At 59.5% G+C, this 24,033-nt stretch carries 29 protein-coding genes; 12 read left to right on the forward strand and 17 right to left on the reverse strand.

Annotated features, from left to right (window positions below):
• Positions 1 to 22: 22 nt before the first annotated feature.
• On the reverse strand, positions 23 to 184 hold the full coding sequence (locus FHT28_RS03810) for a hypothetical protein (RefSeq protein ID WP_162693676.1): 162 nt from the start codon (positions 182 to 184) through the stop codon (positions 23 to 25).
• A 316-nt stretch (positions 185 to 500) separates the two neighbouring features.
• The gene (locus tag FHT28_RS03815; protein ID WP_047640150.1) at positions 501 to 839 is read right to left on the reverse strand and encodes a DUF2147 domain-containing protein; all 339 of its coding nucleotides are present in this window, start codon (positions 837 to 839) and stop codon (positions 501 to 503) included.
• Positions 840 to 1,303: 464 nt separating this feature from the next.
• On the opposite strand from FHT28_RS03815, the gene FHT28_RS03820 reads away from it, so the two are divergent.
• Positions 1,304 to 1,567 carry a sel1 repeat family protein gene (locus FHT28_RS03820; RefSeq protein ID WP_034507870.1) on the forward strand — a complete coding sequence of 88 codons (264 nt, stop codon included), beginning with the start codon at positions 1,304 to 1,306 and terminating at the stop codon, positions 1,565 to 1,567.
• Between the two features lie 133 nt (positions 1,568 to 1,700).
• On the opposite strand, the gene FHT28_RS03825 is transcribed toward FHT28_RS03820, so the two are convergent.
• Positions 1,701 to 2,813, reverse strand: coding sequence for a pyridoxal phosphate-dependent aminotransferase (locus FHT28_RS03825; protein WP_168595626.1), 1,113 nt, complete (start codon positions 2,811 to 2,813; stop codon positions 1,701 to 1,703).
• Between the two features lie 91 nt (positions 2,814 to 2,904).
• Positions 2,905 to 3,297 (reverse strand): PilZ domain-containing protein, encoded by a 393-nt coding sequence (locus FHT28_RS03830; protein ID WP_037193823.1) that lies wholly within the window; start codon positions 3,295 to 3,297, stop codon positions 2,905 to 2,907.
• Between the two features lie 309 nt (positions 3,298 to 3,606).
• Here FHT28_RS03830 and FHT28_RS03835 point away from each other — a divergent pair, with 309 nt between their 5' ends.
• Together FHT28_RS03835 and FHT28_RS03840 are read left to right on the forward strand one after the other, a co-directional pair.
• On the forward strand, positions 3,607 to 4,044 hold the full coding sequence (locus FHT28_RS03835; protein ID WP_047562220.1) for a glyoxalase superfamily protein: 438 nt from the start codon (positions 3,607 to 3,609) through the stop codon (positions 4,042 to 4,044).
• Positions 4,045 to 4,108: 64 nt separating this feature from the next.
• Positions 4,109 to 5,476, forward strand: coding sequence for an MATE family efflux transporter (locus FHT28_RS03840; protein ID WP_168595627.1), 1,368 nt, complete (start codon positions 4,109 to 4,111; stop codon positions 5,474 to 5,476).
• A gap of 49 nt (positions 5,477 to 5,525) precedes the next feature.
• Here FHT28_RS03840 and iolB read toward each other — a convergent pair whose 3' ends face one another.
• From iolB to FHT28_RS03865, 5 genes are all read right to left on the reverse strand, one after another.
• The gene (gene iolB / locus FHT28_RS03845) at positions 5,526 to 6,323 is read right to left on the reverse strand and encodes a 5-deoxy-glucuronate isomerase (protein ID WP_168595628.1); all 798 of its coding nucleotides are present in this window, start codon (positions 6,321 to 6,323) and stop codon (positions 5,526 to 5,528) included.
• Positions 6,324 to 6,339: 16 nt separating this feature from the next.
• Positions 6,340 to 7,254, reverse strand: coding sequence for a myo-inosose-2 dehydratase (gene iolE / locus FHT28_RS03850; protein ID WP_168595629.1), 915 nt, complete (start codon positions 7,252 to 7,254; stop codon positions 6,340 to 6,342).
• 67 nt (positions 7,255 to 7,321) lie between these two features.
• Entirely contained in the window at positions 7,322 to 9,172 is a 1,851-nt protein-coding gene (gene iolD / locus FHT28_RS03855; protein WP_168595630.1) for a 3D-(3,5/4)-trihydroxycyclohexane-1,2-dione acylhydrolase (decyclizing), read from the reverse strand.
• Between the two features lie 25 nt (positions 9,173 to 9,197).
• Positions 9,198 to 11,135 (reverse strand): 5-dehydro-2-deoxygluconokinase, encoded by a 1,938-nt coding sequence (gene iolC / locus FHT28_RS03860; protein WP_168595631.1) that lies wholly within the window; start codon positions 11,133 to 11,135, stop codon positions 9,198 to 9,200.
• A gap of 178 nt (positions 11,136 to 11,313) precedes the next feature.
• Entirely contained in the window at positions 11,314 to 12,186 is an 873-nt protein-coding gene (locus tag FHT28_RS03865; RefSeq protein WP_168595632.1) for a MurR/RpiR family transcriptional regulator, read from the reverse strand.
• Positions 12,187 to 12,418: 232 nt separating this feature from the next.
• On the opposite strand from FHT28_RS03865, the gene FHT28_RS03870 reads away from it, so the two are divergent.
• The 9 genes from FHT28_RS03870 (at position 12,419) to FHT28_RS03910 (ending at position 19,538) form a co-directional block, all read left to right on the forward strand.
• Positions 12,419 to 13,537: a Gfo/Idh/MocA family oxidoreductase gene (locus FHT28_RS03870; RefSeq protein ID WP_168595633.1), complete on the forward strand. Its 1,119-nt coding sequence runs from the start codon at positions 12,419 to 12,421 to the stop codon at positions 13,535 to 13,537.
• A 245-nt stretch (positions 13,538 to 13,782) separates the two neighbouring features.
• Entirely contained in the window at positions 13,783 to 15,000 is a 1,218-nt protein-coding gene (locus FHT28_RS03875; RefSeq protein WP_037193841.1) for an FAD-dependent oxidoreductase, read from the forward strand.
• A 408-nt stretch (positions 15,001 to 15,408) separates the two neighbouring features.
• On the forward strand, positions 15,409 to 16,155 hold the full coding sequence (locus FHT28_RS03880) for a TIGR04255 family protein (protein ID WP_168595634.1): 747 nt from the start codon (positions 15,409 to 15,411) through the stop codon (positions 16,153 to 16,155).
• Between the two features lie 188 nt (positions 16,156 to 16,343).
• Positions 16,344 to 16,748: a hypothetical protein gene (locus FHT28_RS03885; protein WP_168595635.1), complete on the forward strand. Its 405-nt coding sequence runs from the start codon at positions 16,344 to 16,346 to the stop codon at positions 16,746 to 16,748.
• On the forward strand, positions 16,741 to 17,238 hold the full coding sequence (locus FHT28_RS03890) for a hypothetical protein (RefSeq protein WP_168595636.1): 498 nt from the start codon (positions 16,741 to 16,743) through the stop codon (positions 17,236 to 17,238). Before FHT28_RS03885 ends, FHT28_RS03890 begins: the two co-directional genes overlap by 8 nt.
• Positions 17,239 to 17,411: 173 nt before the next feature.
• Positions 17,412 to 17,603 (forward strand): hypothetical protein, encoded by a 192-nt coding sequence (locus FHT28_RS03895; RefSeq protein ID WP_168595637.1) that lies wholly within the window; start codon positions 17,412 to 17,414, stop codon positions 17,601 to 17,603.
• A 501-nt stretch (positions 17,604 to 18,104) separates the two neighbouring features.
• On the forward strand, positions 18,105 to 18,830 hold the full coding sequence (locus tag FHT28_RS03900; protein ID WP_168595638.1) for an SOS response-associated peptidase: 726 nt from the start codon (positions 18,105 to 18,107) through the stop codon (positions 18,828 to 18,830).
• 9 nt (positions 18,831 to 18,839) lie between these two features.
• Complete coding sequence (locus FHT28_RS03905; protein WP_168595639.1) at positions 18,840 to 19,139, forward strand: hypothetical protein; 300 nt, start codon at positions 18,840 to 18,842, stop codon at positions 19,137 to 19,139.
• Between the two features lie 204 nt (positions 19,140 to 19,343).
• Positions 19,344 to 19,538, forward strand: a complete 195-nt coding sequence (locus FHT28_RS03910; RefSeq protein ID WP_168595640.1) for a hypothetical protein — start codon at positions 19,344 to 19,346, stop codon at positions 19,536 to 19,538.
• A gap of 8 nt (positions 19,539 to 19,546) precedes the next feature.
• On the opposite strand, the gene FHT28_RS03915 is transcribed toward FHT28_RS03910, so the two are convergent.
• The 8 genes from FHT28_RS03915 to FHT28_RS03950 all read right to left on the reverse strand — a co-directional run bounded on the left by FHT28_RS03915 (position 19,547) and on the right by FHT28_RS03950 (position 24,031).
• On the reverse strand, positions 19,547 to 19,876 hold the full coding sequence (locus FHT28_RS03915; protein ID WP_168595641.1) for a hypothetical protein: 330 nt from the start codon (positions 19,874 to 19,876) through the stop codon (positions 19,547 to 19,549).
• 80 nt (positions 19,877 to 19,956) lie between these two features.
• Complete coding sequence (locus tag FHT28_RS03920; RefSeq protein ID WP_168595642.1) at positions 19,957 to 20,217, reverse strand: hypothetical protein; 261 nt, start codon at positions 20,215 to 20,217, stop codon at positions 19,957 to 19,959.
• Between the two features lie 38 nt (positions 20,218 to 20,255).
• Complete coding sequence (locus FHT28_RS03925; protein ID WP_168595643.1) at positions 20,256 to 20,573, reverse strand: hypothetical protein; 318 nt, start codon at positions 20,571 to 20,573, stop codon at positions 20,256 to 20,258.
• 57 nt (positions 20,574 to 20,630) lie between these two features.
• Positions 20,631 to 21,263, reverse strand: coding sequence for a hypothetical protein (locus FHT28_RS03930; protein ID WP_168595644.1), 633 nt, complete (start codon positions 21,261 to 21,263; stop codon positions 20,631 to 20,633).
• A 39-nt stretch (positions 21,264 to 21,302) separates the two neighbouring features.
• Positions 21,303 to 21,788 carry a hypothetical protein gene (locus tag FHT28_RS03935; protein WP_168595645.1) on the reverse strand — a complete coding sequence of 162 codons (486 nt, stop codon included), beginning with the start codon at positions 21,786 to 21,788 and terminating at the stop codon, positions 21,303 to 21,305.
• A gap of 24 nt (positions 21,789 to 21,812) precedes the next feature.
• Positions 21,813 to 23,036: a hypothetical protein gene (locus FHT28_RS03940; protein ID WP_168595646.1), complete on the reverse strand. Its 1,224-nt coding sequence runs from the start codon at positions 23,034 to 23,036 to the stop codon at positions 21,813 to 21,815.
• Positions 23,037 to 23,154: 118 nt separating this feature from the next.
• The gene (locus tag FHT28_RS03945; RefSeq protein WP_168595647.1) at positions 23,155 to 23,583 is read right to left on the reverse strand and encodes a hypothetical protein; all 429 of its coding nucleotides are present in this window, start codon (positions 23,581 to 23,583) and stop codon (positions 23,155 to 23,157) included.
• Positions 23,573 to 24,031: a hypothetical protein gene (locus FHT28_RS03950; RefSeq protein ID WP_168595648.1), complete on the reverse strand. Its 459-nt coding sequence runs from the start codon at positions 24,029 to 24,031 to the stop codon at positions 23,573 to 23,575. Before FHT28_RS03950 ends, FHT28_RS03945 begins: the two co-directional genes overlap by 11 nt.
• Between the last annotated feature and the right edge of the window lie 2 nt (positions 24,032 to 24,033).

Below are 24,033 nucleotides of genomic sequence, written 5' to 3' on the forward strand. Positions count from 1 at the left end.
TCCGGGATGGAGAGATGTTTCCTTATTGCACGGTCGTGCAATAAGGCGCGCCGGTTTGCAGGCAGGTGAAGCTTGCCCCGAAATGCGATTGCGCGCCGCTACGGCCGGCGTGTTCGACCGCAACAGAGAAGCTGAATGCGAAGACGGCTGCAAACAGCATAACGATGACAAAACGCCGTGCCATGATAAACGAGTCCATGTTCCTGACCCTACCCGTGCCCTATACTGGACACTGTTTTGCCATGGTCAGGCTGAACAGGTGCTGAGATACCGGTTCATCCAGCGTTCATGAATCTTACCGGACTTGATTGTCGATTTGCATGCCGCGCCTAATGAGGCCTGCCCGAAGGGTCGCGGGCAGGCGCACATAATCACGCATTTTTCGCGCGGTGTGCTCCTTAGAGCGGTTACGCGTTTCACGGAATCGCCCCACCGCTCCATGCTATTGTTTTTGCGCAATTCCGGACGGAAAACCGCTTCGCACTTTTCCTGGAATTGCTCTAGAGCCTCGTCCAGGTCTGCGACTTGCAGAAGATTTTCAGGACGCAGCCCTTCATCCTGACGGTATTGCCACTGACGGAGCCGGAGCCGCTATAGGTCTTGTCTTCGGAAGGGTCGGTGAGTTCGCCCGTATAGCTGCCGTCCTTGCCCTGCATCTTGCCGATCTGCCGGCCGGCATATTTGCCTGTTTTCAGCGTCACGCAATAGCTGTCCGCGCAAGGTGTGATGGCGGCGGTATCGCCTTCCACGGTCTTCCAGTTGCCCACGATCGGCTCGTCAGCGAAGGCTGCGCTTGCGCTGACGAGCAGCGCCGCGGCGAGAATGGTTACACGGATCATTTTGTTGTTCCTCCCCAGGGTGCCGTCCGGCCCTGCGACCGGAAATACGCCAAGATTATCTAACGCGAACGTAAAGGTAAATATGGTTTCCAAGCGCAAATTCCCGTTATGCGGCCTCCAGCGTCCTGTCGAAAAATACTGTTTTCGATGACTACAGCTCATTTCGTGGTGAACGAAGGGTTTAAATCCAGATCCTAACAAAACGTAAAATTCGCGCAAAAGTCCTTAATTTGCAAGGCAAGCGATGTTTAACAAAATCCCAAGTTTACCAAGCATTTGCACTTTGTTTGCACCGAATTAAGCATGCATTTTAGCCGTTTTTTGAAGGCCGTCTGCGATAGTGAGGTCATCAAACGAGCGGGGCAAACCCGCCGGCCGGAAGGACCGGAAAGCCGCGAACGACGGCAAGGTCTTAACGGAAAAACAGGGCAAGTACGAACAGAAGTAAAACAGGGATAAAACCGATGGCACGCTTCGAAACACCGATGTCTGAAATGGCCATGATGGGTGGCAACAGCGCCGATGCCCTTTGCGAGCTGGGCGTGAACTACGCGACCGGCAGGGGCTGCACCGCAGATCTCGTGGCCGCCCATAAATGGTTGAATATCGCGGCCATCCGTGGCAGCGCGCGGGCCGCCGAGCTTCGTGCCGACGTCGCCGCGACTTTGACCAAGATGCAGCTCGCTGCAGCGCTCCGCGCCGCCCGCGAGTGGATGACCACGCACTGAAGCGCGCCACAAAGAATACGACGTACTGACCTCGAAAGAGGGGATGTTGGCGGACGACGGAGAGGCGAACCGCCGAAATATCGAAAACCGCGACCGGCCGGAACAAGGCCGGCGCGGTTTCGTCGTTTGAGATTCAACCGATCGCCTTCAGCACCTTAGGCAGCGCTTCGGCCAGCAGATCCAGATCTCGGGCGGGTCCGACACTGATGCGGATGCAGCGGTTGAGCGGCGCGACACCCGGCATGCGGATGAAAACACCGTGCTGGATCAGCCCATCGACGATGGCGCGGGCGTAGACACCGTCGCGGCCACAGTCGATGGCGACGAAATTGGTAGCGGAGGCAAGCGGCAGGAGTCCGTTGTCCCGCGCGATCGCACCGATCTGCTCACGAGCCGCCTGGATCTTGCGGACGACCTCGGAGAGATAGGCCTGATCCTTCAGCGCGGCGAGCGCTGCCACCGTCGCCAGCCGGTTCATGCCGAAATGATTGCGGATCTTGTCGAAGGTCAGCACTGTCTCGGGCATGCCGATGGCATAGCCGACGCGGGCGCCGGCAAGACCATAGGCCTTGGAGAATGTGCGGGTGCGCAGCACGTTCGGCAAATCGATCAACGTCGAGATCGCCGGCAATGAGCTCGCTGGTCCCGTCTCGCTGTAAGCTTCATCGAGGATGAGCAGGCAGTTTTCCGGCAGCGCGCGAGCGAAGGCGACGACCTTGTCGGCATCCCACCAGCTTCCCATCGGATTGTCCGGATTGGCGAAATAGACCAGAGGCGCATTCTCGCGTCTGACCGCTTCGAGCAGCCCATCCAGATCTTCGCGATCGTCGACATAAGGCACGGTCACCAGGCGGCCGCCGAAGCCCGAGACGTGGAAATTGAAGGTAGGGTAGCCACCGAGCGAGGTGACGACAGGCGTGCCCGGCTCGATGACCATGCGCGCGATGAGCCCAAGCAGGCTGTCGATGCCTTCGCCGACGGCGATATTGGCGAACTGGACGCCGAGATGCGCGGCGAGCGCCTGCTTCAGCGCAAAATTTTCCGGATCATTGTACATCCAGATGTCGCCGGCCTGCTCGCGCATGGCTGCGATGACCGAGGGCGCGGGGCCGAAGCCGTTTTCATTGGCGCCGATGCGGGCTTTGACCGTCAGCCCGCGCTGACGCTCCAGCGCTTCGGGGCCGACGAAAGGCACGGTGGAGGGAAGGGCGCTGATCAGCGGCGTGAAGCGCGAAAAGGCGGACATGCTGGCTTGTTTTCCCGAATTCTGTTGCAAGGTGCGGCAGAATAGGCGCTTGGCGTGCCGTTGCAAGAGCGGAAAGCTGCGGGATCTGCGCCTACCGTCTCCTGCCGCGCGCGGCGAGTGCTTCGGTATTGCCGATCATGAAATCGGCGCGAACGACGCGGCGCAATGTCTCCGGCTCGATCAGGTTGATGAAGCGGACATGGATGCGGTTGCCGTTGCGGCTCGTTTCGGCGCAGGCGATGCGATAGGCGAGGCCGAGAATGTTCAGGTAGTAATGGCTCGGCAGCCCGACGGTCGTGGCGACGACGAAGCTGGCGCCGCCGCGCGAGATGTCGACGATCTCGGCGCTGCGCATGGAAATACCGGTGAGACAGGGACGTACCGCCACGAGACGCGCCGGCCTCTGGACAAAGAACCGTTCCCAACTCCGTTCGTAGACTTCGGATTTGACTTTCGCCAGATGCGTTGCGCGAAGCATTGTCATTCCCTGTTGAAGAGCAGACCGAATTCATCTCGGTTACACCATGAACCTTGCACGGAGGTTTTGCGGAAGCGTCAATTGCATTGGTAGAATTTTAACGGGTTCGCCTTTTGTGCCGATTTGGATGCAGCTTGACAGGAACATTGGCTTCGATCATACGGATTGTCGGTTCGAGGCGCCTGCCGCTCGCGGATGAAAATCCAAGGTGAAGTCCTCGCAGTTTTGGTCACAGCCACATAGGGCATGCTGACTGACGGCAATGCGAGCCCCGTTCCACGGTCGTAAATGCGTGCCTTAGCAAAGGCTGACCTTATGACGACGACCTATCCGTCCATAGATGAATTAAAGGTGCAGGCCCGGCGTTTGCGTCAGGCCATGGCTGAGCGCGGCGATGACATGAGCCATAGCGCCGCGCTGGAGCTCATCGCCAAGCAACATGGCCTGCGAGACTGGAACACGCTCTCAGCGCTCGCGGCCAAACCGAATGACAGGCCCGATGCGCCCTTCGCGGTCGGCGCTGCCGTTCGCGGCCGCTATCTGAACCAAGCCTTCACCGGCAAGGTTCTTGCACTATCAGCGAAGTCCGGCGGGCTTTACAAGATCACCATTCACTTCGACGAGCCGGTTGACGTGGTCGCCTTCGAGAGCTTTTCGGCCTTCCGGCAGCGCATCAACGCCCAGGTCGACGCCGATGGTATCTCGCCGCGCAAGACGTCGAACGGCGTGCCGCATCTGGTGCTCGACATCTGATTTATCCCGTCCTCAACGAATCTCGAGCTTCGCCTTTCGCAAGCGGCTCCGCCTGGATCTTCACATGACACGTCATTCCGAAACCAACATGTTCCTCACCGGCTGGCTGCCCGGCGTTTTTGCCAAAACCGCCGCGCCGATCGTCGTCATCACGACAGTCAGCGGCCTTTTTGCCGTGGTCGACGCCTATTTCCTCGGCGTCTATGTCGGCGCCGCCGCGCTGTCTGCGGTCAGTCTCATCTTTCCCGCCTTGATGTTGCTCATTGCGCTGCAATCGCTGGTCTCGAACGGCATGGCGAGCATTCTCGCGCGCCGCCTCGGGGCCGGGGATCGTGTCGGGGCAAGGAGTGTGTTCACCGGCGCCCATGCGCTGGCGATCGCCGTCGTGATCCTCATCAACATCGTCTATTGGACGGCGGGCCGACAGCTCATCGTCATGGCGGCGGAAGGAAATGCAACGGTTGCCGCCAATGCCGAAGCCTTCATGGGCGTCATGGTCGCCTTCGCGCCGATCAGCTTCTTTTTGTCGCTGCATGTCGATGCACTGCGTTGCGAGGGGAGGCTCGGCTTCATGACGCTGGTGACGCTTGCCTCGACCCTGCTCAATATCTTCGCCAACTGGCTGCTGATGGCCGTGGCTCATTGGGGTGTCGTCGGCTCGGCCGGCGGTTCGATTCTCGCGCAATTCATCTGCCTGGCGATCATTCTCGTATATCGCCTGCGTCGTCCAGGTGCGCTCGCGGTCGACATGAAGCTGCACCTGGGCGAATGGCGCGGCATCTTCGCGTTCGGCGCGCCGATGAGCCTCGGCTTCATCGGTATCTCGTTGAGCTCGGCGGCAATCCTCTTCAACCTGTCGATCTGGCACGAGGGCGACTACGTCTCGACCGTTGGCGCCTATGGGATCGTGACGAGGGTGATGACTTTCGCCTATCTGCCGCTTCTCGGCCTCAGCATCGCGCTGCAGACCGTATCGGGCCACAATCATGGTGCGGCACTTCCGGCCCGCGTCGGCCGCAGCGTGCTGATCGCCATGGCCTCGGCTCTGATCTATTGCGCCGCGGTGGAACTGATCGTCGAACTGCTGGCGGGACATCTGGGGGCGATCTTCGTTGCGGATCCCCTGATCGTCGCGGAAGTCGGCCGTATCCTGCCATGGACGATCGGCGCCTATTTCCTCTTCGGCCAGGCGATCATTCTATCATCCTATTTCCAGTCGGTCGGCGATGCGAAACGCGGCGCGATCTTCGGCTTGTCGCGGCCCTATCTGTTCACGCTGCCGCTGACATTTCTTTTGCCGCTCTTCTTCGGCGAAGGCGGGATCTGGATGACACCGGTCTTTGCCGAGGCGGGAATGATCCTGCTCATCTGGCTCGTGCTGTCGCGCAACGCCAGAAACCGGGGCTGGCGCTACGGCCTGTTGCCGGCATGAAACAGAAAGGCCGCGCTGTCGAGGCGCGGCCTTTCCTTTTGAAGGCCCGTTAGGCCTTGAGCAGCCATTCGTGTTCCGGCGCGTTGTAGAATTTCCAGATGCGCTTCGGACCAGCCATGACATTGAGATAGTAGAGATCATAGCCATGGCACGCGGCGCAGGGATGGTATCCCTTCGGCACCAGCGTCACGTCGCCGTCCTCCAGCACCATCACCTCGTCCAGCGATCGGTCGTCGGTATAGACGCGCTGGAAACCGAACCCCTGCGGCGGGTTGAGGCGGTGGTAATAGGTCTCCTCGAGGAAGCTTTCGTTCGGGAGGTTGTCCTGGTCGTGCTTGTGGGGAGGATAGGACGAGGTATGGCCGCCTGGCGTGATCACTTCCACGACAAGCAGCGAATGCGCCGCGCCGTCGTCTTCCGGCATGATGTTGTTGACATGGCGAACGTTGGTGCCCTTGCCGCGTGTCAGCGCGGGGTGCGTACCCGGCGGGATGGCGCGCGCCTCATAGGAGCCGCCGCCCGGAGCCGAGCAGACGGCAAGTTCCAGTTCGGTTTCGGCCGTGACCGACCAGCTTGAACCGGCCGGGATATAGAGCGCGTGGGGGGCGCCCTCGAAGGGGCTCATGCGGCCGCCGAGCACGCCGAAATCCTTCGCGCCCGCCTTGGCGCTTCCCTTGCCGCTGACCCAGACGAGACAGACTTCGCGATCGCCGGTTTCCGCCGAGGCCGTTTCGCCCGGCTTCAGGCGATGGAGATCGAAGCCGACATAGGTCCAGCCGGCGCTTTCCGGCGTGACATGGGTGACGCGGCCATGGGAGCCATCAGGTTTGACCTTAAAATTTGGCATGGGCGTTCTTCCTCACTTACTTGGGGAAACCCTCGGTTTCCACCGTATAACCTGCGGCCGTCATGACGCGCATCAATTCGGCATGGCCGATCTCGGCCATTTTCTGCGGCGGAGCCTTGCGCGGGTCCTGTTCGGCCTCGACGACGAACCAGCCTTCATAGCCATAATCGGCGAAGCGCTTGACGATGGCGCCGAAATCGAGCGAGCCGTCGCCCGGCACCGTGAACGCGCCGAGCGCCACCGCGTCGAGGAAGGACTGCCGGCTGCGATCCAGCCCATCCACGACAGGCTTGCGGATATCCTTGACGTGGACATGGTTGATGCGGGCGTGGTGGTTGTCGATGGCGCGCAGGACGTCGCCGCCGGCAAAAGCGAGGTGACCCGCATCGAGCAGAAGAGGAATGCCTTCGCCGGAATAGCGCATGAAGGCGTCGAGTTCCGGCTCGGTTTCGACGACCGCGGCCATGTGATGGTGATAGGAGAGCGGCATGCCCTGCTCGGCGCACCATTCGCCGAATTCGGTCACGCGGCGCGCATAGGCCTTCATCTCGTCATCCGAAAGGCGCGGCTTGGTGGCGAGCGGCTTGGAGCGGTCGCCCTGGATGGAGCGGCCGACTTCGCCATAGACGATGCAGGGTGCGTTGACTGCCTTGAACAGCGCGATCATCGGAGCGATGCGGTCCTTGTTGGCGGCAAGCTCCTCGTTGACCAGCGTGCCCGAAAACCAGCCGCCGCAGAGCGTCACGTCGGCGGCGCGCAGGATCGGCAGCATCTCCTCGGGATTGCTCGGGAAACGCCGACCCTGTTCCATGCCGGTGAAGCCGGCACCGCGTGACTGGCGCAGGCATTCTTCGAGAGATACGTCGTCGCTCAGCTCCGGAAGATCGTCGTTCCACCACGCGATGGGCGACATGCCAAGTTTGGCCTTCATCAATGGTCTCCTTGAAAATAGTGTTGGAGGAGCCGAAACGCTCCTCCGGAAAAATGAAAGAAATCGATCAGCCGATACGCTGGACGGCGCGCGCTTTTTCGTAGGCGGCACGGGCCTTGTTGACCTCAAGCCGGGGGCTGACTTCGGGAACGGCGACGTCCCACCAGTGACCGCCTTCATCCGTCGTGATCAGCGGATCGGTGTTGATGACGATGACCGAGGTGCGCTCGTTCTTCTTCGATGCCTCGATCGCCTGTTCCAACTCGGCGATGGAGGCGACTTTCACGGCTACCGCGCCCATGCTCGCGGCATGCGCCCTGAAGTCGATATCCGGCATCACCTCATGGTACGAATCCTTCAGCAGATTGTTGAAGTTCGCGCCGCCGGTTGCCATCTGCAGCCGGTTGATGCAGCCATAGCCCCTGTTATCGAGGAGGATGACTGTGAGCTTCAGGCCGAGCATGACCGAGGTCGCCAGCTCCGAATTCAGCATCATATAGGAGCCGTCGCCAACCATGACGACAACTTCCTTGTCCGGCCGCGCCATCTTTGCGCCGAGGCCGCCAGCGATCTCGTAACCCATGCAGGAGAAGCCGTATTCCATGTGGTAGCTGCCGGGCGCGGTTGCCGGCCAGAGCTTGTGCAGCTCGCCCGGCAGGCCGCCGGCGGCGCACAGCACGATGGTTTTATCGCCGCCGAGCGTGCGCGTGACGGCGCCGATCACCTGGGCGTCGGAGGGCAGGGCGGCATTCGTGGTCGCCATCGCCTTGGCGGCGGCCTCCATCCAGACCTTCTTCTCCCGCGTTGCCTGCTCCGCGAGCGAGGCCGGAGCCCGCCAGCCGGCAAGGCCCGCGTCGAGTGCCTTCAGACCTTCGCGCGCATCCGTCACCAGCGGGTGACTATCATGCTTCAATGCATCATAGGCCGCGATGTTGAGGCCGATGATGACCATCTTATCGTTCTTGAACAGCGCCCAGGAGCCGGTGGTGAAGTCCTGGCAGCGGGTGCCGACGGCGATCACCAGATCGGTGTCCTCGGCAATGGCATTGGCGGCCGACGTGCCTGTGACGCCGACCGAGCCGAGCGCCAGCGGATGCCTCTCGTCGATCGCCGACTTGCCGGCCTGCGTAACGACGACGGGGATGCCATGCGCTTCGGCGAAAGCAGTCAGTTCCTTGGTCGCCTGTGAATAGAGCACGCCGCCGCCGGCAAGGATAACAGGCTTTTCGGATTTGCGGATCAGCGCAACGGCATTCGCCAGCTCGTCGGCATCCGGCTGCGGGCGTCGCGTCGTCCAGACATGTTCCTCGAAGAAGCTCTCGGGATAGTCGAAGGCTTCCGCCTGCACATCCTGGCAAAGCGACAGGGTCACCGGACCGCAATCGAGCGGATCGGTCAGTACCTGCATGGCGCGCTTCAGCGCCGTGATGATCTGCTCCGGCCGGGTGATGCGGTCGAAATAGCGCGAAACCGGGCGGAAGGCATCATTGGCGGAGACCGTGCCGTCGCCGAAATCCTCGATCTGCTGCAGCACCGGATCGGGCGCGCGGTTGGCGAAGACGTCGCCGGGGAGGAAGAGAACGGGGATGCGGTTGACATGCGCGACACCTGCGGCAGTCACCATGTTCAGCGCGCCGGGGCCGATCGATGTTGTGCAGGCCATGAAGCGCTGGCGGAAGCTCGCCTTGGCATAGGCAATGGCGGCATGGGCCATGCCCTGCTCGTTGTGAGCGCGATAGGTCGGCAGCTCCTCGCGCACCTGATAGAGCGCCTCGCCGATGCCGGCGACGTTGCCGTGACCGAAGATCGCCCAGACGCCGCCGAAGATCGGCTGCTTCTGCCCGTCGATGATGGTCATCTGCTTCTTGAGGAAATGTGCGACGGCCTGCGCCATCGTCAATCGGATCGTCTTGCCCATGGGGCGCCTCCCAAATGCTTTTAAACTATTGCAGGCCGCGGGTTTTCAGCCACGCCTGGGTCAGTTGCCGGAAGCGGCTGGCCATGTCGGCAATCGCTTCCTCGTCGTTCATGCTGCCTGACAGCCAGGCCCGCGCCGCATCGGAAAAGATCGTTCGCCCGACGGCGAAACCCTTGACCGAGGGTGCGGCCAGCGTCGCCTCGAAGCTGCGGATCAGTTCCTCTGCCGGTGCCTCCAGACCGAGCAACACGATACCCCGGCACCATGGATCATTTTTGGCGATCACGGCATCGATTTTTTTCCACGCGGCGGTCGATTCCTGCGGCTCCAGTTTCCACCAATCCGGTTTGATGCCGAGCGCATAGAGCTCTTCCATGGCGGTCGGGATCGTGTCGTCGGTGAGCGGACCATTCTTGCCGGCGATGATTTCGACCAGCAGTTCGCGGCCGACCTTTCGCGCTGCCTCGAACAGCGTCCGCAGCTTCTCCTGCTGCTCCGCCTTCAATTCCTTCGGATCGTCCGGATGGTAGAAGCAGAGGCATTTGATGCAATGATTGAGCGGCCATTCGACGAGCTGCGAACCGATATCCTGGCTGAACTCGAATTTCAGCGGTTTCGATCCCGGCAGTTCGACCGGCCGTCCAATCCAGGAGAAATTCTTGGTTGCGGCATCGAAGAAGGCATCGCGGCCGAAGCGCTCATCGATCAGCATGCCGTAGCCAGGCCGGCCGTCGGCCACCCGCGCCGCCGCCTCGACGGCCAGTCGCTTGAAAGCAACGATCCTGTCATGGCCGACACCCAGTTCGTCGGCAACGCTGACGAGCTGCGAGCGGTGATCGATGGCAAGCGCCATCAGCAGCGGGATCTCGTCACCGCGACGGGTCGTCGCCCAATGGACGTGGTTGATCGCCTCATCCTTGCGCAATGCCCGGTGCTTGCTGCCCGTCTTGAGGAAGAAATCGAGCTCTGTCCAGGTCGGATATTCCGGCGAGCAGAGCAGACGGGAGACAGCGAAGGCGCCACAGGCATTCGCCCATGTGGCGCAGGTCTTCAGCGGTTCACCGCGCAGATAGCCGCGCAGGAAGCCGGACATGAAGGCATCGCCGGCGCCGAGCACATTGAACACCTCGATCGGGAATCCGTCGCCGACGATGCCGGCCTCGAGGTCGTCCGAGATCGGGCCTTCATAGACGATACAGCCCATGGCACCGCGCTTCAGCACGATGATCGCGGGCGACAGGCGGCGGATTTCCTTCAGCGCGCCGAGCACGTCGTCGACGCCCGAACCGATCATGATCTCCTCTTCCGTACCGACGATCAGGTCGCAATCCGGTAGCGTCTCCCTCATCTTCGAGGAAACGCGATCCGACTTCACATAGCGCTCGAACCCCTCGGCATGGCCGGCGAGGCCCCAGAGGTTCGGCCGGTAATCGATATCGAAAATCACCTTGCGGCCGTTCGCCTTGGCGATACGGATTGCCTTGCGCTGTGCGGCCTCGGTGTTCGGCTTGGAGAAATGCGTTCCGGAAACCAGAACGGCAGCGGAGGACTTGATGAAGTCCTCGTCGATATCGCTCTCCTCCAGCGCCATGTCGGCGCAATCGGAGCGATAGAAGATCATCGGCGAGACGCCCTCGGCCTCGACCGCGAGCAGCACCAGCGCTGTCAGGCGCTCCTTGTCCGTCGCGATCCCGTCGACGGCGACACCTTCGCGCGCCGACTGTTCGCGGATGAAACGGCCCATCTGTTCGTCGCCGACGCGGGTGATGAGGCCGGATTTCAGTCCCAGCCGTGCCGTGCCGATGGCGATGTTGGCCGGGCAGCCGCCCACCGACTTGGCGAAGGATGCGATATCCTCCAGCCGCGAGCCGATCTGCTGGCCATAGAGATCGACGGAGGAACGGCCGATGGTAATCACATCGAGTTTCGCCTCCGGCCGAGCGCCCGGATTGTCGTGTGCCATGATGTCCTCCCGTCCCAGCATGACCCTCTTGCTCTTCAGCTTGCGCCGGGATCATGCATTATTGAAAGTGCCGGTGTTCGTTTTGTCCCGGTTGTGGTCGATCGGGCGGTCATCTCCCACGACCGTGATCCTGGCGGTAATGAAACATTGGTTCCGATATTTTGTCAATTCGGAATGTTTATTCCATTTTCGTTTTGTCTGCTTTTATCCCGCTTTTTCGCCGACGCTCCGCGATGGCGACGGGAAAGGCCATGATGAGCGCCATCGAGGCCGACAGCGAGCGGAAGCCGGCAAAGTCGGCTTCGGCCACTTCGAACCAATGGGTGGCGCAGGCGGTGAGCGGCGAGAAGGCCGAATCGGTGATGGCGATGACGGGCACTTGGCGCGCGGCGAGATCCTCCGCCTGCGCCAGACTATCGGCGGCATAAGGGGAAAAGCTCGCGGCGATCGCCGCATCTTTCTGCGTGGCGAAGCGGGTAATCTCGCCATCGATGCCGTTCGGCGAGGCGACGATCTGGTGGCGTATGTTCAGCTTGGAGAAGGCGTAGGTCATATGCGCCGTCAACGGGTATGAGCGGCGCTTGGCGATGAGATAGATCGTCTCCGCGGCAGCAAGCACATCGATTGCTTTGGTAAAGGTTTCCGTCTCGATGGTGGCGGCGAGTTTGTTGACCGATTGGCTGGCAGCAGACAGGAAGCCGGAGAGAATGCCGGCCTCCTCGTCCGTGATACCGGAGCGCTCCAGCGTTACCAGCCGCTCTTCGTAGCTCAGCGTCCGATCGCGCAGCCTCTCGCGAAAGATGCTCTGCAGGTCGGAAAAGCCCACATAGCCGAGATGGTGGGCCAGGCGCACCAGCGTCGACGGCTGGACTTCGGCCGCCATAGCAATGCTGGCTGTCGTGCCGAAGGCGATCTCGTCGGGATTGGCAAGCGCGAAGGCCGCCACCTGTGCAAGGCGCTTCGGCATGGCATTCTTGCGCTCTATGATGATGCTGCGCAGGCTTTCGAAGTCACGTGGCACCCTGATCTGCGTGTCGATGCTATTGTCCATGCCCCCGTCCTTCCGCCGCCACACCCGCTAATGAAACAAATATTCCATATTCGCAACGATAGCGGATTTTGATTCATCCAGCACGAATATTTTTAAGTGAATGATTTAGAACATATAACTTAGATTTTTTGTGAGTTGTGGCGACGGCGGTCGCAAGAGTGCGCTTGTCAAAACGGTCCAGATATTCCAAAAATCAGCCCAACTTCGGGAGATTATGTGGGAGGACAGGCAAATGAAGCCGTTGGGCGTTGGATTGATCGGAACCGGCTACATGGGCAAATGCCATGCGCTGGCGTGGAATGCGGTCAAGACCGTGTTCGGCGATGTCGCGCGGCCGCGCCTGGTGCATCTGGCCGAGGCCAATGCCGATCTGGCGAAGGCACGGGGCGACGAATTCGGCTTCGAAAAGGCGACGGCCAACTGGCGCGAGCTTGTTGCCGATCCCGATGTCGATGTCGTTTCCGTCACGACGCCCAATCAGTTCCACCCGGAAATGGCGATTGCAGCTCTCGAAGCCGGCAAGCATGTCTGGTGCGAAAAGCCGATGGCGCCTGCCTATGGCGATGCCGAACGCATGTTGGCTGCCGCCAAGGCTTCCGGCAAGGTTGCCGTTCTCGGCTACAATTATATCCAGAACCCGGTGATGCGGCACATCAAGGCGCTGATCGGAGAGGGTGCGATCGGCGCGGTCAATCACGTCCGCGTCGAGATGGACGAGGATTTCATGGCCGATCCAAACGGCCTGTTCTACTGGAAGAGCGAGCTTGCCTCGGGTTACGGCGCTCTTGATGATTTTGCCGTGCATCCTCTCTCGCTGCTGTGGTTCCTGTTCGGTCATGTCGAAGCTGTCATCACCGATATGGCGAAGCCCTATGCCGAGCGGCCATTGAAGGACGGCGGCCGCCGCACCGTCGAAAATCACGATCTCGCCAATGTGCTGATGCGGCTGGGAGGCGGCATTTCCGCCGTGCTCATGGCCAATCGCTCGGCCTGGGGCCGCAAGGGCCGTATCGCCTTGCAGATCTTCGGCTCCAAGGGGTCGATCTCCTATGATCAGGAGCGCATGAACGAATTCGAGCTTTACCAGGCCGAGGGCAGGGATAGCGAACAGGGATTCCGCAAGGTTCTCGCCGCCCCCGCGCACAAGCCCTACGATCGCTTCATCCCGGCGCCCGGCCATGGCCTCGGCTTCAACGATCTGAAGATCATCGAATGCCGCGAGCTGATCCGCGCCATTTCCGGGCAAGCTGCGTCCGTCGTCGCTTTCGCGGATGGCCTGCGCATCGAAAAGTCTGTTCATGCCATGGCGCGATCGTTCCACGAGCGGCGTTGGATCGAAATCGTCGATTAGGCATTCTGCAGTCGGGTGGACCCACCTGGCGCGGCACACGTGCGGCAGAAAAGGAGATGGAGCGGCAGTTCGGCTTCGGCCGGAGGTCCGCCGCTCTTGGCTGCCGGCCTAATTTTCTCCCGATCCTTGGCGCAGGGTCAGTCGTGATTGACGCTTGCAGGTGTAAGCGTTACCCCTGAGATCCATAGGCGCATCCGTCCCGCATCACGCCGGCGGATCGCCATGATAACAATGGAGTACGGATCGTGACGGGCAGATTGGTCATTATCGGGGCCGGGCAGGCGGGCTTTGCGCTCGCAGCCAAATTGCGGGCACTTGGTGATTCCAGGCCCATCACCATCGTTGGTGCGGAGGAGAGCCTTCCCTATCAGCGACCGCCATTGACCAAGAAATATCTGCTCGGCGAGATGACGTTCGATCGCCTGCTGTTCCGCCCGGAACATTGGTATGCCGACAACAATGTCGATATCCGCCTGTCCACCTGGGTCGAGCAGATCAACCGCGCCGCAAAGCAGATCGTCATGCAGGACGGCTCGGTGCTGGGCTATGAAACGCTGGCGCTTGCGACGGGGGCCACTCCGCGTCGACTGCCGCCTTCCGTCGGTGGCACGCTCGAAGGCGTCTATCTCGCCCGCGACAAGCGCGATGCGGATCTTCTTGCGGGCGAGATGCGCCCCGGACGCCGGGTTCTCATCATCGGTGGGGGGTATATCGGACTTGAGGCGGCGGCCGTCGCGCGCCATCGCGGCCTTGAGGTCACCCTGATCGAAATGAGCGACAGAATCCTGCAGCGTGTCGCGGCCAAGGAGACGGCCGATATCTTCAGGGCGATACACAGGAAGCATGATGTCGTCATTCGCGAGAAGACCGGACTGAAGCAGCTCGTCGGCAGGAACGGTCATGTCGCCGCCGCGGAGCTTTCGGACGGATCCACCATAGATGTCGACTTCGTCGTCGTCGGTATCGGTGTCGCCCCGAATGACAGGCTCGCCAAGGAAGCCGGCCTTGAGGTCGGCAACGGCATCGTCGTCGATTCGTTCGCGCGCACCTCTGATCCATCCATTTTCGCCGTGGGTGATTGTGTCGAGCTGCCATGGGAGGGCGGGCGGATCCGACTCGAATCGGTCCAGAACGCCGTCGATCAGGCGGAAGCCGCAGCCGAGATCATTGCTGGTGGCAACGAGGCCTATGATCCGAAGCCGTGGTTCTGGTCGGATCAATATGACGTGAAACTGCAGATCGCCGGTTTCAACCTCGGCTATGACGAAACATTGATGCGCGCCGGCGCCCGCGAGGGCTCCGTTTCCGTCTGGTATTTCAAGCAGGGCCGTTTCATCGCTGTCGATGCCGTCAACGACGCAAAAGCCTATGTTACCGGCAAGAAGCTGCTGGAAACGGGCGTCAATCCGTCGAAAGCCGTTCTGGCCGATCCGGCTGCGGATATCAAACAGCTTCTGGTTTGATATCAACTGCAAGCCGGCTATGAGGTTCGCCTCCGCAGGCTGCTCTCGCCGTCTTAATGCATGGAGAACATGCGCGGAGATGAAAAAGCGCTTGCGTCGATAAATGAATGGCCCTATCAGGGCCGCACCGGAGAGGTGGCCGAGTGGTCGAAGGCGCTCCCCTGCTAAGGGTCAAAAGCCAAACTTCGAGATCTAAATTTATCTCAAAAAATTCAATAAGTTACATTTAAACACGCTGTGGCTTCTCGCTGAACTTTGCGGAAAGTTTGCGGCGGAGAAACTGTATGCGCGAACGCGGGTGGACCCGGCGACAAAACTTGTCCTCAATTATCTTGCCAGTCGATATGAACATCGACATTTTAAAGGAACATGGTAGTCCGCATTAGCTTGGAGGAATATGAGGAATATATGGACGATGAACACAAGCACTACGGAAAACCACCGATAATCGAATGCGTCGTTGAACTCCAATTTGGTGAGCCAATAACTTTCGACCAAATCACAAAAAGGGTGGAAAAGTTTAAGCGGTTTTATCCGCAGGAGACCCGAAACGTCGGTTTTAACGCACAGATATCCGAAAAAGGCATTTCCGGAAGTCAGGAACCCATTGGGTTGCGCCTTGCTTCCCACAGTGCGCTTGAAATGGTTGTCATCAACACCCAAGTATTGGTGGTATCGCAATTGGCTCCGTATCCGGGTTGGACTGAGTTCAGAAAGAGGATTGGTCGTGACATCGAACTTTACTTCGATACCTTCAGTCGTCGGCCTGTGGTGCGAGTTGGTGCGCGGTACATAAATCGAATTGACGTGCCTTTCCCCGATAAAAGCAACAATCATCCTGTTATGGACGTGGCGACTTTCCTGAACGTCTATCCGACTATTCCATCGCTGAGCAAGAGACCGATCGATTCCTATGCGGTGGCGGCAAACGTCGCACTCGACGACGGTAGATTCTCGGTGACGCTGCAGTCTGCGTCGGTGGTGGCTCCCGCACCAAAAATGTACTCTTTCACGCTCGACATCGATATCGGTTGCGTTGTTGACATACCCGCTAGGCGAGACGCCCTCTTGCAATTAATAGATGAAATGCGTTCTATTAAGAATCGCGTGTTCGAAGCGTCTATAACAGATGAATCTAGAAGGCTCTTTCAGTGAACGCACCTGTCTTAAGTAGCCGCGTAAGTCAGCAGAACTCCATTCCATTTCCGATTACTGGAGATTGGGAGGGGGTGACATCTGCCGTGTGGCCTGGAGCGCCATTCCCGACACCTGACAAACGTGAAGCAGTGTGGAGTACGCAGGCACAGCCGTCAGAACTGAAAGGCCAACTCGAGAACGCGAGAATGGAATTCAAGATATCCGTATCACGCGTTTCTATGCATCTGGGATTGGCTTGGCTGCAAAAGCTTTTTCTCCAGATTGATAATCTGTATGACGCCGAGGAGTGGGATCCTCGTGATCCCGTTCCCGGTCATGAAACGGCAAGAACGTTCATTCGCATGCTGCTTACGCTTTCAGTTGACCGGAAACCTGGCATTGGCGTTTCAAATAGTGGGAGAATAATAGCCGCATGGACCGCCGGCGCTAACAAGCTCACCGTTGAATGCCTATCGAATGATAAGGTGCGATGGGTGCTGATGCGCGAATTAGATGGCGAGATCGAAAGAGCCGCAGGCGAGGGAAAAATTGAGCGACTGCAAGATTTCCTGAAGCCGTACGATCCGTCGATTTGGTTCCAGCATGGCTAGTAACTACCTCCGCGATGACGAGCGGATCGTGCGTTTCGTGCCTTGGTCTAAGCTCCGCAGAGATGAAGACGACAACGTGATCGGCGTTCTGCCCCAGGCCTTCGAACTCCGTGCCGATGAAGACTATCTTTCTGCGACTTGGTGCGAGTATTATAATGGCACTGATAGCGAGCAGTTGAGATGCGCTATAGAAGCAATTCGAAATAGCGATTTGACAGTCGGCCCTAAGGCTAGATTTGCCGTTGGAGTGGTCGGCGAGATAAGGGCGATTGTTGAAGCTCCGCAGGCCGCGAAAAAGCTTCGCATAATCCATGAACCCGAAGACGATAATCCAGCTCATGCCGCCGTCCGTCATTGGCCTCGCGAAGATCTAGGCGTTTTGGAGCTGCTGGCCAGTTCGGTATGGTCGACCAACTTCGACGCGCAGAGCGCTAATAACCTTCCGACCTCCGGCTGTTCAGTTAGCGCTCGCGGAGCCGGGACGGCGTAGTCAGCGTAGCGACAAGGTCGAGTCTTATCCTTATTTCCGCGACATATCCGACGTGCTTGACTCTTTCTCAAAACAAGAACATTTATAGAACAAACGGGACCGGCCACGGTCTAGGTTTACCAACAATTTGACAAAGAGGACCGTCCGCGATCGGCGGAACGGAGACGTGCGCCATGCAAACGACCGATTACACAATCACGCCCCACGATGCGGAGGTCATTCGCGACCTAATCGCCTTCCTGGGTGAGGATGTCTTTGATCAACGGCAGGGAAACGGCACCATCGCCAAGTCGGATGCATTTCTGCGGAAGATCACCGAAGCCCGCGCCGTAGTCGAGCACATGCGTCCCGATGAGCACAACTGAGCGTGCGGATTCGCCCGCCAATATGCTTGCAGATCACAAGGGCGAGACGGTCGACGTAATCTGCGAGGACTGCGAGATCCTGCGGCGCCTGGATCGAAAGGACCTCTTGGAAAAACATGGCAATCTTACGATGCCATCGCTTCCATCGTTGATCGCCAAATCCCTGGGATGCACGCGCACCGAGAATGCATTCAATAATCGATGCCGCCTTCATTTTCACTTTTCGCCAGACGAATGGGCAAAGAGGATGGGGTACATCAATCCGAAGGCTAGAAAGAATGATGCTGTTGTATTTTCGGACCTGAGGGAGTGGCATAGGCTCTACGCGCATTGCACTTGCGGCCGGAAGACCGAGATTGAACGACCGAGACTGGAGAAAATCCTAGGAAAGGATGCCCCAATCTCTGACGCCGCAAAGGTGCTTAGGTGCAAGAAATGCGGCCTCAAAGGCTCAGCGAAAGTCGTCGTGGTCTCGCAAACGCGAGGATAGAGGAGTTTTGAATGTGCAATCTCTATAATATCTCGACCAATCAGGAATCCATCCGGCAGATCACTCGCGCGTTGATCGATAGCGTCGGCAACCTTGAGCCGGAGCTAGACCTGTATCCCGATCAGATGGGACCGATTGTCCGGAACACGCCAGCCGGCCGAGAACTGGTGAAGGTTCGTTGGGGATTGCCCTCCTCCCAAAAGGCGATCTTCGACAACGCTACCAAGCGAGCCGACAAGCTTCGAGCCAAGGGCAAGGTAGTGAACTTCGATGAGCTTCTGAGAATGGAGCCTGACGGCGGAACGACGAACGTCCGCAACACGTCGAGCAAGCACTGGGCGAGATGGCTGGGAGTGGAGAACCGCTGCGTGGTGCCGTTCAACCGGTTTGCTGAGCCAGATCCGTCCAGCAAGGTCGAGGGAGGCAGAACACCAAACGCCTGGTTTGCAGGCGGCGCGGACGAGCCGCTGATGTTCTTCGCAGGACTATGGGTGCCCCAATGGCGGTCTGTGAGGAAGGTAAAGGAGGGAGAGATTACGGTCGATCTCTACGGCTTCTTGACAACCGAGCCGAACGCGGTCGTCGCGCCTGTCCATCAGAAAGCTATGCCGGTCATCTTGCGAACCGAAGATGAGATCGAGAAATGGATGACGGCCCCTTGGTCGGAAGCGAAGGCTCTTCAAAGGCCGCTTCCCGACGATGAACTCATCCTGCTCCCCAACACGAAAACCGCATGAGGTGAAGAAATGATCGAGGATCGCGTCAAGAAGTTGGAAAAGCTCGTCGATGAACTCGATGGGCGGTGCGTGATGCAGGATATGCTCATAGCCCATCTGCTGGGCAGCGTCGGCTCGGCCACAGGCAACACGTATGATTTCGTCAACAGGCTGCTGGGCAGCGTCGCGGCTGATATTCGGGATAACGGAGTGCGGGCAGTCGGAACCCCTGATGCACAGCGTTTCGCCTATGCGATAAAAACGCTCGAGCAATTTGCGGATTCGATGAAGCGCTCATTAGAAACGCAGCCGAAGAACGGCTTGAACTGACATGGGCGACGAAGCCAGGACGACTACACGGCCGGCAGCGACGATACTTTTCGAGCACTATTGCGAAGAGCCGGGATGCAAGGTGTGGGGAATGCTCGGCTATGAGCCGGTAAAAGGTCAAAACAGCTTTTGGTGCTGGGACCATTTTCCCGATAGAGAATGGGTCGAGGAACGACGAGCGAGCAGAAGGGCGCAGTCAGATCGATGAGTGAAACAATTCGCTTCGGCGAAATCGTCCGGACCAAAGGCATGCGATCTCCGTCGATGCTGGTGATCAAGCTTCACCTGCAGACGGATGATACGGAGCTCGCCGAACTGCTCAGGTTTGATGCCAACATGAATGCCCGTCAGATGACGCTCGACACCACGCTCCTTGAGCATGTGCCGGTGGACCGTTAGGCCAGCCTCTAAGAGGCCGACCGTCCGCCTCGCGCCCAACGCACAACAACTTCGAAGATAATATCCGCGATCCACATGGCGCAGACGCCGACCACGAAGGCCGTCGCGTTCATCGCGGCAATATCGGGATTTGGAAGCGGCCAGTTAAGCGACCGGAGATAATAGAGCACCGGCTCCGTCAGATAGGCGGCCGCGATCGCGCCGCAGATGGGCGAGGCGAATATCTCGCGTGCGGTATAGCGTCGACGAGAAAGCCCGCGCAGGACGCCACCCATAAGCCCTGCAACCGCAACGCCGACCTTGATGCCAAGAGCATCCATGAAATCATTGATAGCCATTCTGCCCCTCGAATGCCCGAATGTGGATAAGGAAGACGCTCCCCGGCTCGAGGCCGGGAAGCGCATGCAACTGTCCCGCCTTACGCGGCTGCTCGCGTTTCCGCTGCGGGCTTGGAGTCGTTGGCGGCGACAGGCGGCTGCGGCTTTAAGATGCCGGTGGCGCCATCACGCGTGAGGTTCATCGTCACCTTGATAAGGTTGCTGAGAAGCAGCACGCCGGCCGCGACCTTGGCCGCCGTCGTGTCGGACAGGCCAAGGCCAGTCCAGTCGACCGTCAGCAGCACGCCGAGGATGAGGCCGAGCAGGTTGATGATGTTATGCACCAGGTTCGTGTTGAACATGGGAATGCTCCTGATTTGGACAGAGGGTTGAGGGAGGATCAGCCGCCAGACTTGGCGGCCTTGATATCTTCGATCGCCTGCAGGACTTTCGAGACGGACGACTGCAGGGTGACGGAAGCGGGGTCGGCGCAGATGGAATGAACGCCGGCATAGGCCTGGCGCTCGGTGTCGACGACCTTCTGCGAATAGTGAATGAAGATGCTGGAGAGCAGGAAGGCGTTGTGTGCCGCCTCAAGCTTCGGGCAGGCATCGTTAAGGCCGCTCTCGATTTTCGAGTTCGTCTTGTCGACCTGTTCGGTGGTTACGCAGCCGGATAAAGCGATGCCGGCCGCCATTGCGAAGAGCAATGCGCGCATGATGAAGATCCTTCGATGTCAGGGAGGGAGAAAAGAACCGCTGTCAGGCGGCAGGCATCATCGCGCCGCTTCAAGCGCCGCGAGGAACTTCTTGGCATAGCCGGCGATGTCGATCGCCCGATCGGTGCCGTTGATGATCTTGCGGGCACCGACCCAATCGGTCGCGGTGGCGCTGAAATAATCCGCAAGCTTCTTGCCGGTGAAGCGGCCGTTGATCATGCCGTCGAACAAAATCTCGACGGCCTTGATGGGATCGAGCGCTTTATCAGGATAGTCGGCAATGCCGTATTTCGCGTAGTTATCGCGGCCAGTGATCTGCACCAGGCCGCGCCCTCGATAGCGCCAACCGTCGCCACTCGCTTCAGTGCCGTTGCCCATGCGGTTCGCATAGGCATGATTCGCGATGCGTTGCGGCTGACGGGCATAGGCGGCCGCCTGCGAGGCGTTGAAGTATTTCGGGAAGGTGGCGCATAGGCCGGCCGCCGAATAGTTGAGGTTTTCCGAGACGGCGCACATGGTGTTGTCCGCTTCGTGAAACGCCGTCGCCAGCATGTAGGCAAGCCAGCGCTGATCGAAAGGCGTGTCCTGCCACTCGACAAGAATGGCTTCCATGCCGTTGACCTGGTTAGTCGACAGGCGTCCGCCGAACAGCGACAGGCGCACCGCCGCGAAGAATTTCGCGTGATCCATTGTGATGATCCTGAATGAAGGGAGTTTTGGCGCGGCCTATTAGCCAGCCGGTTGCATGCCGGCGATCGTCGCCTGCAGCTGCTTAATGGTGGCATCGGCAGCGGCAAGCTGGTCGTTCAGCGTGAAAATCTGCCCCTGAAGGGCGGTTTCGTTCGCGCCAGCTGCAGCCTGCACATTCGTCAGTTCCGTGCGCAGTTGGTCAACGTCGCCGGTCACCGTTGCGAGATCGCTATGCGCCTTCGCGAGGTCGGCATTGGCTGAGTCGAGCTGACCGGCCAGAGCCGTGATCTGCGCCGTCTGCGAAGCGACCTTGGCGAGCGCATCGCGGCATGCATCCTCCATGATGGGGCTGGTCGGAAAGCCGGCGAGGTCGATTGGCTGCGCCGGCAGCACATCATCCTTGATGATTTCGCCATCGAGCGTGATGCGGCGCAGGTATTGGACATGCGCGCCGGTCGGCGTGCCATCCGTCCCGAAGCGCACGAGCAGTTCATAGGGAAAGGTTTGATCCTGAATATCAGGCATAGCAGAAGTCCTTTTGTGGGAGGGTCAGGAGACGATAGCGCCGTCCGGAAAGCGCCAGTTGGTGCCGTCCGAGATTGCCTGGCGCTTGTTGGCGGTTCCGTTGGAAACATAGACCATGCCCTGCGGATTGGCGGCCGCAGATGGCAATGTGGACACGGTGAAGGAAGGTAGTTTAGGTGCGCTCCCGAAAGCGACGACGCCACTGGAGCGCGTAATTATTAGCGGCCGGTCAATAAATGTCCCGTTATCACTAAAACGAGTGATGTTGATATCCGTACCTGCGTTCGATCCCGTCTCTTGGTTGAAGTCGCCAAACCAAAACTGCCAGCGCAAACCAGCCGCAACACTTCCGCCCTTATACGACTGCAAGACAGTGCCGACAGCGCCAGTAGCCGGAGCGTTGAAGCTCAAGCCCGTATTGCCACCGCCGGCATCAAAAACTTGAAGGCCAGACCAGACGTTTTGTGCATTGAGCTTGCCGATGGCATTGCCGCTAATGCCGATGTTTTCGAGGGCTGCAGAGCCAAGCCCAAGGCTCGTGCGGCCGCCCGCTGCTGTGTTTGCTCCCAAGCCACCAGAGGAAATGCCCAACGGTGTCCCCAGCGTAACCAGGCCGGTGGAGCGATTGATATTGATCGCGGAGCCTAGATAGCCCCCGGCATCATCGAACCGATCGAGGGAAAAATTTGAACCAGAATTGGAACCGGATTCTGTGTTGTTGTTGCCCATGAGCATTTGCCATCGCAGGTTTCCGCCCTTCAAGGTGCGGATGACCGCCGACGACGCGATGTTTGGTGAGAGCGCGAGGATCGCGTCAAAGGTAGTGGCTATTGTCTGATTCGCTGACCAGGTATTACCTGTGTCCAATCGTCCAACTACCGCTCCCGCCGTGCCGGTGTTCAAGAGGGCGGCCGACCCGAGTTGCAAGACTGTGCGCGCAGATGGCGCATCGACCGCCCCGACCAACGTTCTTGCAAATGCTGTAAAGCTCGTGAGTGCCGCCGTGCCCTGACCGGTGAAATAGGCGATCTTGTCGGCCGCCGTCGCAAGGCCTGCGATGGCATAGAGAACGCCGTTCGTCAGGGCATCGAGCACGGCACGCGTCGAGGCAAGGACGCGCTGCGCATCCGGAGTGAAGGCTATGCGGTAGCTTGCAGTATTGCGTGCCGCGCCAGGCCAGGGATCGGCAAGCGTGATCGAGGTGTTGCTGTTGACGGACAGGATCGGCACACTCAGACCGGCCGCCATGAACACATCGCCGGCCTGAATGCCAGAGGTGGCCCAGGTCGTGTTCTGCCCGGTGACGGCCGTATCATTGGCGGCGATCGTGGCCGTGCCGGAATTGTAGGTGGTAGGAAGCGCCATCTTATTGCTCCTGTGATTGCGCGTAAGCGTCTATGTCCCGCCAGTCGACAACGGCGGCGGCACGTGCGGCGCGGGGTGTGGTTGCGTTGGCGACGGCCGCTTTCGCTGAAAGCCGGCGTCCTTCAATGAGAGGGGAGACCGTCGCCCAAAGCTGGTAGATGGTCAGGATCTCGGCGGCCTTTTCGAAGCGACTAACACCATCGGCCGCCGCCTCCAGCGAAATGTGCGGCGTCTCGGCATCAGGCACATTCGCGCCCTGCTGCGGATCGGCAGCGATCAGCAGCGCCTCCTGCTGTTTGGCCCAATAGACCATGTCCTGGCCGGCTGCGACGGTAATGAAGCGAGACCGTAGCGCACCGGCCTGCGCATCGATCCCCTTCTGCAGATCCGCCTTGAGCTGCCCGATATCGGCGCGACGATCAAACCGCATGGATCGTCACCCTGAAATCCTTAAAGGCGGGCGGCACGGCAAAGAAGAAGTCGAAAGAGCCGACATCATCGGATGAAAACTCGAACTCGCCGTCGTCGATCTCGATCGTCTCGCCGTCATGCATGACCGTCGACCCGGCCGGGACCGGGAACATGACGGACGAAACGCCATCGGCTTCTATCGTGATCTCTCTCGCCGAAAGAACGGTGCCCTTCGGTGTGATCACGCCATCGAGCACGTAGGCGTCCGCGTCGATGTCGCGGTCAAACTGCCCTTCCGGTACCTCCATGGCGGTGAAGCCGTCGCCGAAATACGCAGCATGCACATCAAGCAAGCTTCGGGCGCATGCACCGCTCTGCCTGATGCGACCACTGGCATCGAAGACGATGCAATTCACGATCGGATCAAAGGTTACGGGTTCTTGCTCTGGCAACGCATCGTCTGCCATGT

The sequence above is a fragment of the Rhizobium sp. SG570 genome (assembly GCF_012275345.1).
Classification (GTDB): Bacteria; Pseudomonadota; Alphaproteobacteria; order Rhizobiales; family Rhizobiaceae; genus Rhizobium; species Rhizobium lusitanum.

Excerpts from the sequence above, each read along its gene's own strand:
- FHT28_RS03815 (WP_047640150.1), bottom strand. The coding sequence starts at position 839 with ATGATCCGTGTAACCATTCTCGCCGCGGCGCTGCTCGTCAGCGCAAGC.
- FHT28_RS03900 (WP_168595638.1), top strand. The coding sequence starts at position 18,105 with ATGTGCAATCTCTATAATATCTCGACCAATCAGGAATCCATCCGGCAG.
- FHT28_RS03825 (WP_168595626.1), bottom strand. The coding sequence starts at position 2,813 with ATGTCCGCCTTTTCGCGCTTCACGCCGCTGATCAGCGCCCTTCCCTCC.
- FHT28_RS03950 (WP_168595648.1), bottom strand. The coding sequence starts at position 24,031 with ATGGCAGACGATGCGTTGCCAGAGCAAGAACCCGTAACCTTTGATCCG.
- FHT28_RS03925 (WP_168595643.1), bottom strand. The coding sequence starts at position 20,573 with ATGCGCGCATTGCTCTTCGCAATGGCGGCCGGCATCGCTTTATCCGGC.
- FHT28_RS03810 (WP_162693676.1), bottom strand. The coding sequence starts at position 184 with ATGGCACGGCGTTTTGTCATCGTTATGCTGTTTGCAGCCGTCTTCGCA.
- FHT28_RS03920 (WP_168595642.1), bottom strand. The coding sequence starts at position 20,217 with ATGTTCAACACGAACCTGGTGCATAACATCATCAACCTGCTCGGCCTC.
- FHT28_RS03935 (WP_168595645.1), bottom strand. The coding sequence starts at position 21,788 with ATGCCTGATATTCAGGATCAAACCTTTCCCTATGAACTGCTCGTGCGC.
- iolC (WP_168595631.1), bottom strand. The coding sequence starts at position 11,135 with ATGGCACACGACAATCCGGGCGCTCGGCCGGAGGCGAAACTCGATGTG.
- FHT28_RS03880 (WP_168595634.1), top strand. The coding sequence starts at position 15,409 with ATGGACGATGAACACAAGCACTACGGAAAACCACCGATAATCGAATGC.
- FHT28_RS03840 (WP_168595627.1), top strand. The coding sequence starts at position 4,109 with ATGACACGTCATTCCGAAACCAACATGTTCCTCACCGGCTGGCTGCCC.
- FHT28_RS03930 (WP_168595644.1), bottom strand. The coding sequence starts at position 21,263 with ATGGATCACGCGAAATTCTTCGCGGCGGTGCGCCTGTCGCTGTTCGGC.
- FHT28_RS03910 (WP_168595640.1), top strand. The coding sequence starts at position 19,344 with ATGAGTGAAACAATTCGCTTCGGCGAAATCGTCCGGACCAAAGGCATG.
- FHT28_RS03885 (WP_168595635.1), top strand. The coding sequence starts at position 16,344 with ATGGAATTCAAGATATCCGTATCACGCGTTTCTATGCATCTGGGATTG.
- FHT28_RS03915 (WP_168595641.1), bottom strand. The coding sequence starts at position 19,876 with ATGGCTATCAATGATTTCATGGATGCTCTTGGCATCAAGGTCGGCGTT.
- iolE (WP_168595629.1), bottom strand. The coding sequence starts at position 7,254 with ATGAAGGCCAAACTTGGCATGTCGCCCATCGCGTGGTGGAACGACGAT.
- FHT28_RS03865 (WP_168595632.1), bottom strand. The coding sequence starts at position 12,186 with ATGGACAATAGCATCGACACGCAGATCAGGGTGCCACGTGACTTCGAA.
- FHT28_RS03895 (WP_168595637.1), top strand. The coding sequence starts at position 17,412 with ATGCAAACGACCGATTACACAATCACGCCCCACGATGCGGAGGTCATT.
- FHT28_RS03890 (WP_168595636.1), top strand. The coding sequence starts at position 16,741 with ATGGCTAGTAACTACCTCCGCGATGACGAGCGGATCGTGCGTTTCGTG.
- FHT28_RS03905 (WP_168595639.1), top strand. The coding sequence starts at position 18,840 with ATGATCGAGGATCGCGTCAAGAAGTTGGAAAAGCTCGTCGATGAACTC.
- iolD (WP_168595630.1), bottom strand. The coding sequence starts at position 9,172 with ATGGGCAAGACGATCCGATTGACGATGGCGCAGGCCGTCGCACATTTC.
- iolB (WP_168595628.1), bottom strand. The coding sequence starts at position 6,323 with ATGCCAAATTTTAAGGTCAAACCTGATGGCTCCCATGGCCGCGTCACC.
- FHT28_RS03820 (WP_034507870.1), top strand. The coding sequence starts at position 1,304 with ATGGCACGCTTCGAAACACCGATGTCTGAAATGGCCATGATGGGTGGC.
- FHT28_RS03940 (WP_168595646.1), bottom strand. The coding sequence starts at position 23,036 with ATGGCGGCCGGTCTGAGTGTGCCGATCCTGTCCGTCAACAGCAACACC.
- FHT28_RS03870 (WP_168595633.1), top strand. The coding sequence starts at position 12,419 with ATGAAGCCGTTGGGCGTTGGATTGATCGGAACCGGCTACATGGGCAAA.
- FHT28_RS03830 (WP_037193823.1), bottom strand. The coding sequence starts at position 3,297 with ATGACAATGCTTCGCGCAACGCATCTGGCGAAAGTCAAATCCGAAGTC.
- FHT28_RS03945 (WP_168595647.1), bottom strand. The coding sequence starts at position 23,583 with ATGCGGTTTGATCGTCGCGCCGATATCGGGCAGCTCAAGGCGGATCTG.
- FHT28_RS03835 (WP_047562220.1), top strand. The coding sequence starts at position 3,607 with ATGACGACGACCTATCCGTCCATAGATGAATTAAAGGTGCAGGCCCGG.